The 16,600-nt window shown below is 43.0% G+C and carries 17 protein-coding genes and 1 tRNA gene; 13 read left to right on the forward strand and 5 right to left on the reverse strand.

The genetic code is table 11. The annotated features are described in order from the left end of the window. Position 1: 1 nt before the first annotated feature. The 5 genes from AB3F25_RS03600 to AB3F25_RS03620 form a co-directional block, all read right to left on the reverse strand. Entirely contained in the window at positions 2-109 is a 108-nt protein-coding gene (locus tag AB3F25_RS03600; RefSeq protein ID WP_373604319.1) for an IS3 family transposase, read from the reverse strand. A 173-nt stretch (positions 110-282) separates the two neighbouring features. Next, complete coding sequence (gene mglC / locus AB3F25_RS03605) at positions 283-1,293, reverse strand: galactose/methyl galactoside ABC transporter permease MglC (protein ID WP_373604144.1); 1,011 nt, start codon at positions 1,291-1,293, stop codon at positions 283-285. Positions 1,294-1,311: 18 nt separating this feature from the next. Further along, entirely contained in the window at positions 1,312-2,844 is a 1,533-nt protein-coding gene (gene mglA / locus AB3F25_RS03610; RefSeq protein ID WP_373604145.1) for a galactose/methyl galactoside ABC transporter ATP-binding protein MglA, read from the reverse strand. A gap of 73 nt (positions 2,845-2,917) precedes the next feature. Further along, on the reverse strand, positions 2,918-3,910 hold the full coding sequence (gene mglB, locus AB3F25_RS03615; protein WP_373604146.1) for a galactose/glucose ABC transporter substrate-binding protein MglB: 993 nt from the start codon (positions 3,908-3,910) through the stop codon (positions 2,918-2,920). A 216-nt stretch (positions 3,911-4,126) separates the two neighbouring features. Beyond that, the gene (locus AB3F25_RS03620) at positions 4,127-5,146 is read right to left on the reverse strand and encodes a substrate-binding domain-containing protein (RefSeq protein WP_373604147.1); all 1,020 of its coding nucleotides are present in this window, start codon (positions 5,144-5,146) and stop codon (positions 4,127-4,129) included. Between the two features lie 255 nt (positions 5,147-5,401). Between AB3F25_RS03620 and galT the strand changes: the two genes are divergently transcribed. The 13 genes from galT to murA all read left to right on the forward strand — a co-directional run bounded on the left by galT (position 5,402) and on the right by murA (position 16,548). After that, on the forward strand, positions 5,402-6,445 hold the full coding sequence (gene galT / locus AB3F25_RS03625; protein ID WP_373604148.1) for a galactose-1-phosphate uridylyltransferase: 1,044 nt from the start codon (positions 5,402-5,404) through the stop codon (positions 6,443-6,445). 221 nt (positions 6,446-6,666) lie between these two features. Then, the gene (gene galK / locus AB3F25_RS03630) at positions 6,667-7,821 is read left to right on the forward strand and encodes a galactokinase (RefSeq protein ID WP_373604149.1); all 1,155 of its coding nucleotides are present in this window, start codon (positions 6,667-6,669) and stop codon (positions 7,819-7,821) included. Beyond that, positions 7,815-8,855 carry a galactose-1-epimerase gene (galM, locus tag AB3F25_RS03635; protein ID WP_373604150.1) on the forward strand — a complete coding sequence of 347 codons (1,041 nt, stop codon included), beginning with the start codon at positions 7,815-7,817 and terminating at the stop codon, positions 8,853-8,855. The genes galK and galM overlap by 7 nt, the downstream gene beginning before the upstream one ends. A gap of 236 nt (positions 8,856-9,091) precedes the next feature. Further along, a tRNA-Leu gene (locus AB3F25_RS03640) sits at positions 9,092-9,178 on the forward strand. 157 nt (positions 9,179-9,335) lie between these two features. Next, the gene (gene corC, locus AB3F25_RS03645) at positions 9,336-10,232 is read left to right on the forward strand and encodes a CNNM family magnesium/cobalt transport protein CorC (protein ID WP_373604151.1); all 897 of its coding nucleotides are present in this window, start codon (positions 9,336-9,338) and stop codon (positions 10,230-10,232) included. A gap of 61 nt (positions 10,233-10,293) precedes the next feature. After that, the gene (gene lnt, locus AB3F25_RS03650; protein ID WP_373604152.1) at positions 10,294-11,832 is read left to right on the forward strand and encodes an apolipoprotein N-acyltransferase; all 1,539 of its coding nucleotides are present in this window, start codon (positions 10,294-10,296) and stop codon (positions 11,830-11,832) included. A 49-nt stretch (positions 11,833-11,881) separates the two neighbouring features. After that, entirely contained in the window at positions 11,882-12,673 is a 792-nt protein-coding gene (mlaF, locus tag AB3F25_RS03655) for a phospholipid ABC transporter ATP-binding protein MlaF (protein WP_373604153.1), read from the forward strand. Then, complete coding sequence (mlaE, locus tag AB3F25_RS03660) at positions 12,673-13,458, forward strand: lipid asymmetry maintenance ABC transporter permease subunit MlaE (RefSeq protein ID WP_373604154.1); 786 nt, start codon at positions 12,673-12,675, stop codon at positions 13,456-13,458. Before mlaF ends, mlaE begins: the two co-directional genes overlap by 1 nt. 13 nt (positions 13,459-13,471) lie before the next feature. Further along, entirely contained in the window at positions 13,472-13,978 is a 507-nt protein-coding gene (gene mlaD, locus AB3F25_RS03665; RefSeq protein WP_373604155.1) for an outer membrane lipid asymmetry maintenance protein MlaD, read from the forward strand. 22 nt (positions 13,979-14,000) lie between these two features. After that, on the forward strand, positions 14,001-14,645 hold the full coding sequence (gene mlaC / locus AB3F25_RS03670) for a phospholipid-binding protein MlaC (protein ID WP_373604320.1): 645 nt from the start codon (positions 14,001-14,003) through the stop codon (positions 14,643-14,645). Positions 14,646-14,652: 7 nt separating this feature from the next. After that, positions 14,653-14,982 (forward strand): lipid asymmetry maintenance protein MlaB, encoded by a 330-nt coding sequence (locus tag AB3F25_RS03675; RefSeq protein WP_373604156.1) that lies wholly within the window; start codon positions 14,653-14,655, stop codon positions 14,980-14,982. 13 nt (positions 14,983-14,995) lie between these two features. After that, the gene (locus AB3F25_RS03680; protein ID WP_373604157.1) at positions 14,996-15,253 is read left to right on the forward strand and encodes a BolA family protein; all 258 of its coding nucleotides are present in this window, start codon (positions 14,996-14,998) and stop codon (positions 15,251-15,253) included. Positions 15,254-15,267: 14 nt separating this feature from the next. Continuing rightward, a complete protein-coding gene (gene murA / locus AB3F25_RS03685) occupies positions 15,268-16,548 on the forward strand; it encodes a UDP-N-acetylglucosamine 1-carboxyvinyltransferase (RefSeq protein ID WP_373604158.1) in 1,281 nt (426 codons plus the stop codon). The last annotated feature ends 52 nt before the right edge of the window (positions 16,549-16,600 follow it).

The raw sequence follows: 16,600 nt of genomic DNA on the forward strand, positions 1-16,600 counted from the left end.
TTTAAAGGACTGTGTTCGATTTGTATCGGCTCAGTCCTTTTAATCTTAATTGGATTCGTTCTTCGTTATAGTAACTCGCATAATTCTTTATTGCCTTTTTTTGATAAATCCATTTTCACTAATAGGCATTGATAGCCAGGTATTTGCAGAGGGAGTTTGGGAGGTTTTGAGAAGTATGAAAATAGCACCGCATTGAGCCAGGTTCAATGCGGTGCTATTTTTAGTGAAGAATTTTTTGCTAAAAAATCCCCCTTAAAACTAAGGGGGCGTGTAAAGATTTATTTATTTTTTCTTCGCGTATTTCAAGGAGTCAATGGCAACGGCGAGGATAATAATGCTACCTTTAATAATGTATTGCCAATAAGGGTTCACGCCGATGTAAGTCAAACCATAGTTAATTACAGTGAAAATAATCACCCCGGTAATCACACCAATAACCGTCCCCACACCACCGGCGAAAGACACACCGCCTACTACGCAAGCTGCGATAGCATCCAATTCATACATGAAACCGAGGTTATTGGTAGCAGAACCGATACGACCGGCTTCTAACATACCACCGAACGCATAGAACATCCCGGCAATGATGTAGATCGCAACAAGGTTGCGTGCCACGTTGACACCGGAGACTTTAGCTGCTTCTGGGTTACCACCGATAGCAAAAATGTTTTTACCAAAGCGCGTTTTGTTCCACATCACCCACACACCGAAAGCACAAATGGCCGCATAAATGGTGATGTAAGAGAGCTTAAATGAACCCAAGCGAATAAAGCCTTGTGCAAAGGTGGAGAAATTTTCGCTGAAACCGGCAATCGGGGAACCACCTACGGCATCGTAATAAAGGGAGTTGAAACCATAAACGATAATCATGGTACCCATGGTGGCGATAAACGGCGTTACGTTTAAGTAAGCGATTACCAAACCATTGATTAAGCCAATAACGGCACCCACTGCACAAACGGCAAGGATAACCACCGGAATTGGAATTTCACCGAGGTCAGGGAAAACACGGTTCATGTTTTCCATCGATTGCAACATGGTCGCAGAGATTACCGCGGCGAGACCAACCTGACGACCGGCGGATAAGTCGGTACCTTGTGTCACCAATAAGCCGGCAACCCCAAGCGCGATGATTAAACGCACGGAAGATTGGGTCAGAATGTTACTGAAGTTCACCAAGTTAAGAAATGTCGGATCTTGTGCGATGATGATGCCAAGTAAAATCAACAACACAAAATAAATCGCATTTTGCTTTAAGAAATCGAATGATTTATTTTTTTCTAAGGCACTCATAATTTGTTCCTTTGTAATTTATAAATATTTGGCGGCAAGCTGCAAAATTTCTTCTTGAGAGGTTTTTGCCGTTTCGACGATACCGGCAACTTTGCCGTTACTCATGACGAGAATGCGGTCGGTTACCCCAAGGAGCTCAGGCATTTCGGAAGAAATCATGATGATGCCTTTATCCTTTTTAGCCAGTTCCTGAATTAATTGGTAAATTTCAAATTTTGCACCGATATCAATCCCACGGGTTGGTTCGTCCAACATCAGAATCTCCGGTTGGGTTAATAACCAACGACCGATGATAACTTTTTGTTGGTTACCGCCGGAAAGTGAGCCAATGGTTGTTTTGTGTGATGGCGTCTTAACATTCATGGAATCAATGACCCATTGAGTATCACTACGCATTTTTTTATTGCTGAGTAGTTTCCAAGGGGTTAAATAGGATTTCATGTTAGAAATCAAAGAGTTGAATTCAATGCTTAAGTTAGAGTAAATCCCCGTTGAACGACGTTCTTCAGTCACTAGCGCAAAACCATTATTGATTGCCTCAAGTGCGGTGTGATTTTTCACTGTTTTTCCGTTGAGTTTAATCGTGCCGGTTTTCAGTTCACGCACACCAAAAATAGCTTCCACGATATCCGTACGTTTCGCACCGACGAGGCCGGCAATCCCTAAAATTTCACCTTTACGTAAATTGAAAGACACATTTTGAATAGAAGGTTGGTTTAACGCTGTCAGGTTTTCCACTTCTAAGGTGATTTCTTTTGGAACGTTAGTTTTTTCCGGGAAACGTTGAGTCAGTTCGCGGCCTACCATCATGGAGACGATTTGATCCATGGTGGAGGTTTTTACCGGTACGGTATTAATCCATTTACCATCACGTAGAATGGTAATTTCATCACAAATTTTGAAGATTTCGTCCATTTTGTGAGAAATATAAATAATACCGCAGCCGCGATCTTTTAATTTTTGAATAATTTTAAACAGATGTTCTACTTCTTTTTCGGAAAGTGAGGATGTCGGTTCATCCATAATCACAATTTTTGCGTTGTAAGAAAACGCTTTCGCAATTTCGATCATCTGCATTTGTGAAACAGAAAGTTTGGCGACTTTTTCTCTTGGATCAACATCAATGTCCAATTCATCAAAAATCGCTTTGGTATCACGGTACATTTTCGCGTGATCCACAAAAGGCCCTTTCAGCGGGTAACGACCTAACCATAAGTTATCCATAACGCTGGTTTGACGCACAAGGTTAAGTTCTTGGTGCACCATGGAAATGCCGTTTTCTAAAGCTTCTTTTGAGGTTTTAAAATTCACGGGTTTGCCTAAAAACAAGATTTCACCTTCGTCTTTAGCGTAAATGCCGAACAAGCATTTTAACAACGTGGATTTACCCGCACCGTTTTCCCCCATCAATGCGTGTACAGAATGCGAACGGACGCTTAAGTTTGCGTGATCTAAGGCTTTTACGCCCGGAAAGGACTTGCTGACATTAGTCATGGTAAGCAGGACTTCGCCATTTTGGCTTCCGCTTTGACTGTGAATTTGTTCTGTCATATCCAACCTCATAAATAAAGGGGAAGGGACATAAGTGTTGTCCTACGCTTCCCCTTACATTAATAAAACAAATTTATTTTAAGAATTCAGATAAGTTATCTTTATCTACGCCCACATAAGGAACACGGACCACACGATCTTTAAGTTCCCATTTGGTACCTTCGGTCGCCGGTTTGCCGTTCGCTAAGTTATTCGATAACTCAACAACCGCTTTACCTTGGTTTACACCGTCATTTAACACAGTACCGGCAAGCTCACCTTTCTTAATCAGTTGTAATGCTTCAGGTAGTGCGTCAACACCGAAGATTGGTAATTTTTTACCATGTGCTTTAGTCGCTTCTAATGCGCCTAACGCCATACCGTCGTTGTTAGAAATGATCACTTCAATGTCATTTGCTTTAGAGCTGGATAACCATGCATCTACTTTATCTTTCGCCAATGCGGCATCCCACATACCGGTATCAATGAAGAGTTGTTCGGTTTGGATACCTTGTGCATTTAATTGTTCAATCACATATTTGGTACGTGCTTCTGCATCCGGGTGACCCGGTTCGCCTTTCAATAAAACGTATTGGATTTTCCCGTCTTTGTTTAAGTCTAATGCCGGCATGGCTTTCCATTGTTTGGCAATTAAGTTACCTTGAATAATGCCCGATTCTTTCGGATCTGTACCTACAAAGTAAGCGTTATCATAAGAAGCGATTGCTTTTGCACCCGGGTCTTTATTGAAGAACACAACTGGAATATTGTCCGGTTTTGCTTTACCAATGATGGTTGGTGCTGCAGATGGGTCAACTAAGTTGATGGCTAACGCTTTTACGCCTTTTGAAAGTAATACGTCAACTTGGTCGTTTTGAATAGACTGTGCGTTTTGAGAGTCATTCATTAATAATTTTACGTCTTTTAATTGATCTGCGTCTTTTTGAATTTCTTTACGCATTAAAGACATAAAGTTGTCGTCATATTTATAGATTGTCACACCGATACGGGTTTCTGCTTGTGCTGCGCTGATGCCGGCACCGAAAGCTACTGCTAAAGCAACTGCACTTAATACTGTTTTTTTCATAATGCATGTTCTCCATTAATTGTTCATATAAAGAATAAAGAGGGTTTTATTTCAGTGATAATTCATTAAAGCATTATTATCAAAATCTTACCTTTTTACACTGCAATCGCTACTCGGGTAATTGGCGGTAAGAATACCTTGTTTTTTGGGGAAAGAATGTGATCATATTCACATTTATGAAAACGATTACATATCTAGTTTAAAAATAACGCAATTTTAGTGTTTTTCCTCCTTTGGATAGGCATTTCCCACAGAAAAACGTCTGACTAATGTCGGATTAAATTGGGGATTAATAGGTAAGGAAAAGCTTTTATCAACCAAACTTAGTGCCAAGTTTGCGGCGTAATTTGCCATAAGATCAATGGGATAACGAATTGTTGTGAGTTTGGGCACTAAATAACGTGCAATTGGCATATCGTCAAAACCAATAATAGAAAACTGTTTCGGCACTTTGATATTGTTTTCATTGAGTACGGATAACGCACCTGCTGCCATAGAATCATTATAGGCTACAACTGCCGTTAAATTATCGTTATAACTCAATAAGTTAATCATAGCTTCCTCTCCGCCTTCAAAATCCGGCGTGCTATGCACGATGGCATTTTCGACAATGGGGATACCCTGTTCTGTAAGCGCATTCAAATAACCTTGCTTACGCTCCGCTTCATCATTAATTCTATGGTTCGAGCCAATATAACCGATATGGCGATGCCCTGCGTTAATCAGCGTATTAGTCGCGATATAGGTGCCTTTTTGATTATCCAATCCGACACAGCGGGATTCATAGCCTTTAATGCAACGGTTGATAATGACCATGCCCGGTACGCTTTCTAAATAATCTGCCAACGTTTGATCATCTAACGCTTTGGAATGCACGACTAAACAATGACAACGTTTACGCAGTAGGGTATCAATAGCTTCTTTCTCTTTCTCCGCCTGATGGTACCCCATACCAATCAAAATATTTTTACCATGTTCCATGGCAACGTGATCAACCGCTTTTACTAAAATCGCAAAAAAAGCATCCGTTACATCGGTCACCACGACGCCTAATGTATCCGAACTTTGCGAAGCCAAGGCCTGCGCATTGGCATTCGGACGGTAGCCTAATTGTTCAATAGCGTTCAGTACAGCGGCACGGGTGTTTTCTTTCGCGCAAGAGTGGTTATTTAACACCCTAGATACTGTCGCAACAGAAACACCGGCTTGTTTTGCCACATCTCGAATCGTAACCATGCAGCCCCCTTTCTAGATAAAAATGAAAACGAAGGAATCATAATCGGAAAAAAGATTTTTTGGAAACGCTTACTTTTAAAAGTGTCGTTTATGTCACAGTTTTTTAAACAGCCTTATTGCTTAAATAAAAAGAAATTTATTTTTGTGATCTTGATAACAGTTTAATTTGTTAAATATGCTATTTTATGCCATATTTTTGTAATCGTTTTCATAAATAAAGAAGACACGCATAGAAAGCAGATATAGAGGCGTATTATGACAACTGTTTTTGAACCTACCGATCATCCGCACCGCAGATATAACCCTTTAACCGATCAATGGGTTTTAGTTTCTCCTCATCGTGCTAAACGTCCATGGCAAGGACAACAAGAGAAAGTCAATGAAGAACAAAAGCCAAGTCATGATCCGAATTGCTACCTTTGCCCACGTAATAAACGCATTACCGGCGAACTCAATCCCGATTATCACAAACCTTATGTATTCAAAAATGATTTTTCTGCGTTGTTAGAAGACACACCGGCACCGCAAAATAACGACAATCCGTTATTCCAAAGCTCACAAGCGCGCGGGGAAAGTCGCGTCATTTGTTTTTCACCCGACCACAGTAAAACGTTGCCATTATTGACCGCACTTGAGATCGAAGAGGTCATTAAAGTCTGGCAAGAACAACTCCGTGAGCTTGGTCAAAAATACCAATGGGTACAAATCTTTGAAAACAAAGGCGCAGCGATGGGCTGTTCTAATCCACATCCACACGGACAAATCTGGGCAAACAGTTTCCTGCCGAATGAAGTGGCGAGAGAAGATAAAGCACAACGTCAATATTATGAAAAACAGGGTTCCGTGCTGTTGGTGGATTATGTTCAACAGGAGCTTGCCCGAAAAGAACGGATCGTAGTAGAAACGGAGTACTGGGTTGCTGTCGTGCCGTATTGGGCGATTTGGCCGTTTGAAACATTGTTATTACCAAAAGTACAGGTTAAACGCTTAACGGAATTAACTGACGCGCAAGCGAAAGATTTGGCGGTGATATTGAAAAAACTCACGACCAAATACGACAATCTATTTGAAACCTCTTTCCCGTATTCCATGGGTTTCCACGCCGCGCCGTTTAACGGCGAAGAAAACAACCATTGGCAATTGCACGCTCATTTCTATCCGCCTCTTTTACGCTCCGCCACCGTGCGCAAGTTTATGGTGGGTTACGAAATGCTCGGCGAAAGCCAACGTGATTTAACGGCGGAACAAGCAGCAGAAAGACTGCGTGCGTTGAGTGAAATTCACTATAAACTGAAATAATGCGCCCAATTCCCCTCTTTAGCAAAGAGGGGTTAGGGGAGATTTACTCGCTTCGCTCGCACTTCGTGCCGTTGCTAAAGCAACGTTCAAACGTAAGCGTTTGTGGCAGAAGCTATATCAACCTCATACGAAATTTAAATATCACAATTAAATCTCCCCCTGCCCCTCTTTACAAAAGAGGGGAGTGGTTTGAGAGATATGATAAAGAGAAAGGAAACAACATGACCCCAATCCAAAAATCCCAACACATTTTCACCCAAAAATACAATAAACAACCGGAGTTGACCGTGTATGCGCCCGGTCGCGTGAATATCATCGGCGAACATACCGACTACAACGATGGCTTTGTGATGCCATGCGCTATTAACTATGGCACGGCGATTGCCGGCGCGAAACGCAACGATCATGTTTGGAATGTGTATGCTGCCGATTTGGATTTGTCAGATGAATTTTCACTAGATAAAGACATCCCACAAAGTGAACAAAAATGGGCAAATTATGTGCGTGGCGTGGTGAAATTTATTCAGGAACGTTGCCCTGATTTTAAACAGGGGGCGGATTTAGTGATTTCCGGCAACGTACCGCATTCTTCGGGCTTAAGTTCTTCTGCGGCGTTAGAAGTGGCAACGGGAAAATTCTGTCAGCAGCTGAGTGATTTACCTTTAAGTCATACGGAGATTGCACTTATCGGACAAAAAGCGGAGAACAAATTTGTTGGTGCCAACTGCGGCAATATGGATCAGTTGATTTCTGCGCTCGGACAACAAGATCATTTATTGATGATTGACTGCCGTAGTCTTGAAACGCAACCCACACCCGTGCCGCAAGATGTAGCGGTGATTATCGTGAACTCTAACGTGCCGCATGATTTAGTCACCGGTGAATACAACACCCGCCGTCAGCAATGTGAACGTGCAGCGGCGTTTTTCGGCGTAAAAGCTCTGCGTGATGTATCTGTGGCACAATTTAAAGAAAAAGAAGCAGAATTGACCGCACTTGATCCGCTGGTGGCAAAACGCGCCCGCCATGTGGTCACGGAAAATCAACGGGTGTTAGATGCGGTAGAAGCCTTGAAACATAACGACTTAACCCGCCTTGGTGAATTAATGGGGCAGTCGCATGATTCTATGCGCGACGATTTTGAAATCACCGTGCCACAAATTGACTATTTAGTGGAATTAGCGCAGTTGGTCATCGGTAAACAGGGCGGTGCACGCATGACCGGAGGTGGTTTCGGCGGTTGTATAGTTGCTCTTGCGCCACACGATAAAGTAGAAGCCGTACGCAAAATCGTGGCAGACAATTATGAAAAACAAACAGGCTTGAAAGAAGACTTTTATGTTTGCACGGCTTCTCAAGGGGTGCGTGTATGCTAGAACAACACGCCCAAGGCACTGCGCCGGACGGCTTGCCATTTAATCTTTTCATCTTGCAGAATGCACAGGGAATGCGTATGCAATTTACCGATTGGGGCGCAACGTGGACGTCTTGTCGCGTGCCGGTCAACGGAGAATTGCGTGAAGTCTTGCTAGGCTGCAAATTGGAAGCGTATCCGATTCAGCAAGCCTATTTGGGGACGAGTGTCGGACGTTATGCCAATCGCATTGCCAATGCGCAATTTACGCTTAATGATAAAATTGTGATCTTAACCGCCAATCAAGGAACGCATCAACTTCACGGCGGTGTAAACGGCTTTGATAAACGCCGTTGGGCATTAGAAAAGTGCGGTGAAAATTTCGTGTGTTTTTCCTTGCATTCCGCCGATGGCGATCAAGGCTTTCCCGGCAATGTGGATGTGACGGTGACTTACACCTTAACGGAAGAGAATTCGGTAAAAATCGAATATGCGGGGAAAAGCGATCAGGACACGGCATTGAATTTAACCAACCACGCTTATTTTAATTTAGAAAACGCTGAGCAGGGATCAGATGTTCGTCATCACCGCTTGCGCTTGAATGCAGATTTCTATTTGCCGGTAGATCGCGAAGGGATTCCAAATTCGCCGTTAAAACACGTTGTCGGCACCAGTTTTGATTTTCGCGTTGCCAAGCCGATTCAACAGGATTTTATGCAAGGCGAACAGCTTGCCACCAAAGGTTACGATCATTCTTTTATCGTCAACAAAGCCTGGCAAAAACCTTGTGTTTTGCTCAGTTCACCAAATGACGATTTGCATTTGGAAGTATTGACTTCACAAGCGGCGTTACAGGTTTACACCGGCAATTACCTCGCCGGCACACCTACTCGACATGGCACGCAATATGCCGATTACAGCGGTGTTGCGTTGGAAACCCAATGTCTTCCCGACACGCCCAATCACCCCGAATGGCAAAACTACGGCGGCATTGTGAAAGCCGGTGAGGAATATTATCAATGGACGGAATATCGGTTTAAGGAACCGAGTAAATAAAAAATATGGTGAAAATGCCAAGTGCTCAAAATTATGTGGCTGTTGCACAAAGCTGAAATGACCTTACAAAATAGCACCGCATTGAAGTAGCTTCCAATGCGGTGCTATTTTGGACTTACACTTCACTTCGGTATGTGTTATGCACTTGCTGGATAATACCGTAAGTATTTTTGCGTAACCCATTTTTTTCTGTATAATTGGCAACCTTTTTAATGCGTTGTAAAACGCTTGAAAAAGTCCGTGTGGTGGAATTGGTAGACACGTTAGGTTCAGGTCCTAATACCCTAACCGGTGTGCAGGTTCAAGTCCTGTCGCGGACACCAAATTAAAAACGGCGCAGATCAATAAAGATTTGCGCCGTTTTCAATTGATTTTTGTATTTGATTAAAATTTTATAGCGTTTGGGCGCTTCCTTTTGCGCTTTGGCGGTAAATATGGTACTTTTTGCCCATCAATTCGATAGTAATATTGTTAATTTTTATGAACGAAGAACACTCGACTAACCCAGCTGAAGTTACTAAAAAATCTTTTTTCCAATCCCTTTTCGGGCGCTTCTTTCAAGGCGAGCTTAAAAATCGCGACGATTTGGTAGAAGTAATCCGAGATTCCGAACAAAACGACTTAATCGACCAAAACACCCGCGAAATGATTGAAGGCGTGATGGAAATCGCCGAATTGCGCGTGCGCGATATTATGATTCCTCGTTCGCAAATCGTTTTTATTGAAGATCAACAAAATTTAAATACGTGTCTCAATACGATTATCGAATCGGCACATTCACGTTTTCCGGTCATTGCGGATGCGGATGATCGCGATAATATCGCCGGCATTTTGCACGCCAAAGATTTATTGAAATTTTTGCGTGAAGACTCGGAAGAGTTTGATTTATCAAAACTTTTAAGACCCGCAGTGATTGTACCGGAAAGTAAACGCGTAGATCGTATGTTGAAAGATTTTCGATCTGAACGTTTTCATATGGCGATTGTAGTGGATGAATTTGGTGCGGTGTCTGGGTTAGTGACCATTGAAGATATCTTGGAACAAATCGTCGGTGATATTGAGGATGAATTCGATGAAGAAGAAATTGCCGATATTTGCCAACTTTCCCGTCATACTTACGCCGTGCGGGCGTTAACCGATATTGACGATTTCAACGAACAATTCAACACGCATTTTAACGACGAGGAAGTCGATACTATCGGCGGTTTGATCATGCAAGCCTTCGGTTATTTACCGAAACGCGGTGAAGAAATTACCTTGGAAAAATTACAGTTTAAAGTCACTTCCGCAGATAGCCGTCGTTTAATTCAACTGCGCGTCACCGTTCCGGACGAACATTTATCAGAGATAGATGTGATGGAAGAAAAGGCGGAGTAATACCTTTCTTTATTTTAAGCTTTGCGTAGCCCTCGTTCTATCCGTAAACGAAATATTATTTATGAATAAATATATCATTTACCTCATCGCCTTAGTTTCCGGCGTGCTCGGCGTATTCGCTTTTTCTCCTTTTGATTATTGGGGCTTAGCTTATGTCTCACTGCTCGGTTTGATTTTTGTAGCGAAAACATCGAAAAAGTCCACGGCACTTTTTGCTAGCTTTTTATGGTCTATGGGCTTTTTCTGCTTCGGTGTGAATTGGTTGAATGTCAGCATTTATCAATTCGGTGGTGCTTCTTTAGGCGTAAGTTATTTTTTGGTGGGCTTACTTTCGGCGTATCTTGCGCTTTATCCGGTGTTGTTCACTTACTTAGTACAACGTTTTAACGTGCAAAGTGCAGTTATTTTCAGCGTAATTTGGACGTTCACCGAATTTTTACGCGGCTGGCTGTTCACCGGCTTTCCTTGGTTACAATTAGGCTATACGCAGATCGACAGCCCGTTTTCAGGCATTGCGCCGATTTTTGGCGTAACCGGCTTAACGTTTTTTACTGTGTGGGCGAGCGCGAGTATTTTTAATGGTGTTGCTGCCTTGTTTAACGGGAAAAATCCGAAAATAGCGCTGTTCAATGCGGTGCTGTTGGCTGGGGTTGGCGGTTTGAGCGCTTATGCGCAACGCATTGATTTCGTAAAACCCGTTCAAAATGAACCGCTTCGTGTTACCTTGCTGCAGGGCAACATAGAACAAAATCTGAAATGGGATCCTGATTATTTATATTCCACGCTGGAAATTTATCAAAAACTGATTGCACAACATCTAGGCAAAAGCGATCTGATTATTTTGCCGGAATCCGCCCTGCCGACACTTGAAAATGCCCTTGTTCCGTTTTTTGAACGTCTTGACCGCGCAGGCCAAGCGGCCGATACAGAAATTGTGATCGGTACGGTTTATCAAGACGTGCACTCGGACAAATTATTCAATTCTATGGTAAGCGTCGGAAATCCTAATTTTCCTTATCGCCTTGAAACACTGAATCGTTACAGCAAACGTCACTTGGTACCCTTCGGCGAATATGTTCCGTTGGAAACGTTATTGCGTCCGTTAAATTCCGTGTTTAATTTACCGATGTCCGCTTTTCAAAGCGGTGCCGTAGCGCAACCTCCTTTTATGGCTAAAGCCCGGGTTTTTGCACCAGCAATTTGTTATGAGATTATTTTCGGTGAACTGGTGCGTCAAAATTTAAAAAATGATACCGATTATTTGCTGACGATTTCTAACGACGCGTGGTTCGGCAATTCCATCGGTCCTTGGCAACATTTACAAATGGCAAGAATGCGGGCGTTAGAATTGGGTAAGCCGTTGATCCGCGCCACCAACACGGGAATTTCCGTGTTTATTGGCGCAAAAGGTGAAATTTTGGCGCAAGCGCCGCAATTTGTAGAAACCGCTTTAACTTACGATATTGCGCCGATGAAAGGAAAAACGCCTTATTCAGTGTTGGGCGATATGCCGCTTTATGGTTTGTCGTTACTGTTTTTGATGCTGCGCGGTATGATGGCCTTTATGCGTCGGCGGATGAACCTTTCGCAAAAACCTTAGTCAAAGCCACCGCACTTTTGCGTTTGGGATGAAAAATAACGAGATTTTAATGAATCAAAATTTAATCGAAGTAAAAAATCTCACCTTTAAACGGGGCAGTCGTGTGATTTACGATAACCTGAATTTACAGGTGCAAAAAGGTAAAATCACGGCGATTATGGGGCCTTCAGGAATAGGTAAAACCACTTTACTGAAATTAATCGGTGGTCAGCTGATGCCGGAACGAGGTGAGATTTTATTTGATGGACAGGATATTTGCCGCCTGTCGAATCGCGAGCTTTACGAAGTGCGTAAACGAATGGGCATGTTATTCCAGTCGGGAGCGCTGTTTACCGATATTTCTACTTTTGATAACGTGGCATTCTCGATTCGCGAACATACCCGATTGCCGGAAAGTTTAATTCGTCAAATCGTACTGATGAAATTAGAGGCCGTGGGCTTGCGCGGTGCGGCGGAATTAATGCCGTCCGAGCTTTCTGGCGGGATGGCACGTCGTGCTGCATTGGCTCGTGCGATTGCATTGGATCCGGATTTAATTATGTTTGATGAACCTTTCACCGGACAAGACCCGATTAGCATGGGCGTGATCGTAAGCCTGATTAAACGCTTGAACGAAGCGTTGAATTTGACTTCCATCGTCGTTTCGCACGATGTGCAGGAAGTGTTAAGTATCGCCGATTATGCTTATATTATCGCGGATAAACACGTAATTGCGGAGGGAACGTCCGAGCAACTATTGCAAAGTCGGGATCCACAAGTGGTGCAATTTTTAAACGGCGAAGCGGACGGTCCGGTGAAATTTCATTATCCGGCTGGAAACTATGTGGAGGAATTATTCTGATGATTGTTGATATGATTTCTTCCCTCGGACGTAATGTGATCCAATTTTTCCAAGCATTGGGACGCGCTGGTTTTATGTTGTTCGGCGCATTAGTCGGTAAACCGCAGATACGTAAACATTTTCCGTTGTTGATTAAGCAATTACACGTGTTGGGCGTGCAATCGTTATTGATCATAATGCTTTCCGGCTTATTTATCGGCATGGTATTGGGCTTACAGGGCTATGTCGTGTTGGTGGATTTTTCAGCCGAAACCAGTCTTGGTCAGCTTGTTGCGCTTTCATTGTTGCGGGAATTAGGTCCGGTCGTGACCGCGCTTTTATTTGCTGGTCGTGCGGGCTCCGCATTGACTGCTGAAATTGGCTTAATGAAAGCCACTGAGCAACTTTCCAGCCTTGAAATGATGGCAGTCGATCCGTTACGCCGAGTGATTGCACCGCGTTTTTGGGCAGGCGTGATTGCGATGCCGATTCTTTCCATTATTTTTATTGCTATCGGTATTTGGGGGGGCGCTTTAGTCGGTGTGGATTGGAAAGGCGTGGATGCAGGTAGTTTCTGGTCGGTAATGCAAAATGCCGTGAGCTGGAGTTACGATATCCTCAATGGATTTATTAAGAGCGTATTCTTTGCCATTGCGGTGGTGTGGATTGCGTTATTCAACGGTTATGATTGTATGCCGACTTCTGAAGGGATCAGTCAAGCCACAACAAGAACCGTTGTCCATGCATCATTAGTGGTACTGGGATTAGACTTTATCTTAACTGCCATAATGTTTGGGGCAGGTTAATAAGGGTATTTTTATGCGACAAACCGTTAAATATGAATTTTGGGTAGGCTTATTTTTGTTACTGGGTATCGGTGCTTTAGTATTTTTAGGTTTACGAGTGGCCAATGTGCAAGGTTTTGGCGAAAACAAATCTTATACCGTCACTGCAACTTTTGATAATATCGGCGGGCTGAAAGTCCGCGCTCCTCTTAAGTTGGGCGGCGTAGTGATTGGTCGAGTGAGTGGCATTGAGTTAGACGAAAAAACCTATTTACCGAAGGTGAACATCGAGATTAACCAAGAATACGATGAAATTCCGGAAAATAGCTCGTTGTCGATTAAAACGTCGGGGTTATTGGGCGAACAATATATCGCGTTGACAATGGGCTTTGATGACGGCGAAACCGCCATGTTAAAAAACGGTAGCCAAATCCAAGACACCAAATCCGCAATGGTATTGGAGGATTTAATTGGTCAATTCCTTTATGGCGATAAAAAATCTGAAGGTGATGCGACAAACGCAGAACCGGCAGCAAAATAATATTTTAGTTAGGAGATTTATGATGAAAATCAATCAATTAAAAAAATGGTTTACCGTTTTAACTTTTGCCGTGAGCACACTTTTCGTGACGAGCACCGCAATCGCGGAAACCAATCCTTATGTGTTGATGCAACAAGCATCGGATAAATTATTTTCAGACATTAAAGCGAACCAAGGTAAAATTAAACAAAATCCGGACTATTTACGTACTATCGTGCGTAATGATTTATTGCCTTATGTGCAAGTGAATTATGCCGGTTCTTTAGTGCTAGGTTCGTATTTTAAATCTACTACACCGGAACAACGCGATAAGTTTTTCAAGGCTTTCGGAGATTTTATCGAACAAGCCTACGCGCAAGTATTGACCGCATACAGTAGCCAACAAATTCAAATAGAACCGGCAAAAGAAATCGGCGATAAAAACTTGGTGAACATTCGCGTAAATATCATGCAAACCGGTGGTGCAGCGCCGATTAAATTAGATTTTAAATGGCGTAAAAATAGTAAAACCGGGGAATGGCAAGCCTACGACATGGTGGCCGAAGGCGTCAGCATGGTCGTAACTAAACAAAATGAATGGAGCAGCATTTTACGTCAACAAGGAATTGACGCCTTGACTGCACAGATTCAAAAAACTGCGGCTCAACCTGTCACCTTAAGCAAATAATCTCGCCATGTTAAATTGGGATTTAGTACAAAACAATGATAAGATAGCGCTCCGATTTTCGGGGGAGCTATCTCGTAACACGTTGCTACCATTATGGCAGCAACGTGCTTCTTTTTTATCTGAGACAAAATTAACTCAACCATATATCGAATGGGATTTAAGCGGTGTCACGAGAATTGATTCCGCAGGCTTTGCACTGTTGTGCAATTTTTTACACGATAGCCAACAACTTCCTAATAAAACGGTGCGCTTAGTTAACCCCCCTCAACAATTACTTACGTTGGCGGATTTAGTCAATTTATCTGACTGGATTGCCTCGTTTACCGATAGTCATTAAAACGGAAAGCCTAATGGAACTGCAAGAAATTGAACGAATTTTAAAAGAAACGTTAAACCTGAATGAAGTTTACGCTCAAGGCGAAAATGCGCACTTTGGCGTGATCGTAGTAAGTGATGAAATCGCGGCCTTATCGAAATTAAAACAGCAACAAACGATTTATGCGCCACTTATGCCTTATTTCAGTACGGGTGAGATTCATGCGTTGACGATCAAAACTTATACCACCGAAAAGTGGGAAATGGATCGTCTTTTACACCAAGCCAGTTAATTAGGATTTCTTTCATGGAAAAATTTCGTGTTTATGGTGGGCAGTCTCGTTTAAGTGGCACAGTGAGTATTTCCGGCGCTAAAAACGCTGCGTTGCCAATTCTTTTTGCTAGCATTTTAGCGACCGAGCCGGTTAAATTAACCAATGTGCCTGAACTCAAAGATATTGAAACCACACTTAAAATTTTACGTAAACTCGGCGTTATCGCCAAACGTGATGCCTCCAATGCGGTGCTGTTGGACGCATCCAAAATTGACCATTTCGTCGCACCTTATGATTTGGTAAAAACCATGCGTGCTTCTATTTGGGCGTTGGCTCCGTTAGTAGCGCGTTTTCACCAAGGTCAGGTTTCGTTGCCGGGCGGTTGTTCTATTGGTGCGCGACCGGTCGATTTGCATATCAGCGGTTTAGAAAAAATGGGTGCCGATATTGTATTGGAAGAAGGTTACGTAAAAGCGCAAGTCGCAGATCGTTTGGTTGGCACTCGTATTGTAATGGAGAAAGTGAGTGTTGGTGCAACCTTATCGATGATGATGGCGGCGACCCTTGCCAAAGGTACGACCGTGATTGAAAACGCCGCGCGCGAACCGGAAATCGTGGATACAGCCGATTTCTTAAATAAAATGGGTGCGAAAATTAGTGGCGCCGGTTCCGATCATATTACAATTGAAGGCGTTGATCGTCTAACCGGTTGTGAGCACCGCATTGTACCTGATCGCATTGAAACCGGAACATTTTTGATTGCCGGCGCGATTTCCGGTGGTCGCGTGGTTTGTAAGAATACCAAAGCCGATACTTTGGATGCGGTCATTGATAAATTACGTGAAGCTGGTGCACAAGTAGATATTGCTGAAGATAGCATTACTCTTGATATGTTCGGCAATCGCCCGAAAGCGGTAAACATCCGCACAGCACCGCATCCGGGTTTTCCGACGGATATGCAGGCACAGTTCACGTTATTAAATATGGTGGCCGAAGGCACCAGCATTATTACTGAAACCATTTTTGAAAATCGCTTTATGCATATTCCGGAACTCATTCGCATGGGGGGGAAAGCGGAAATTGAAGGCAACACGGCAGTGTGTCACGGTGTAGAGCAACTTTCCGGTGCCGAGGTGATGGCGACAGACTTACGTGCCTCAATTAGTTTAGTTTTAGCGGGTTGTATCGCTTCCGGCGAAACTATCGTGGATCGTATTTACCATATCGATCGCGGTTATGAACATATTGAAGAAAAACTTCGCAGTTTAGGCGCGAGAATCGAACGTTTTTCTGATCAAAATATAGAAATGTAATGTACCATTCGGTAAAACAAAAAAATGCGGTCAATTTAATCTGCCCCCAAAA

The sequence above is a fragment of the Aggregatibacter sp. HMT-949 genome (assembly GCF_041734645.1).
Lineage (GTDB): Bacteria > Pseudomonadota > Gammaproteobacteria > Enterobacterales > Pasteurellaceae > Rodentibacter.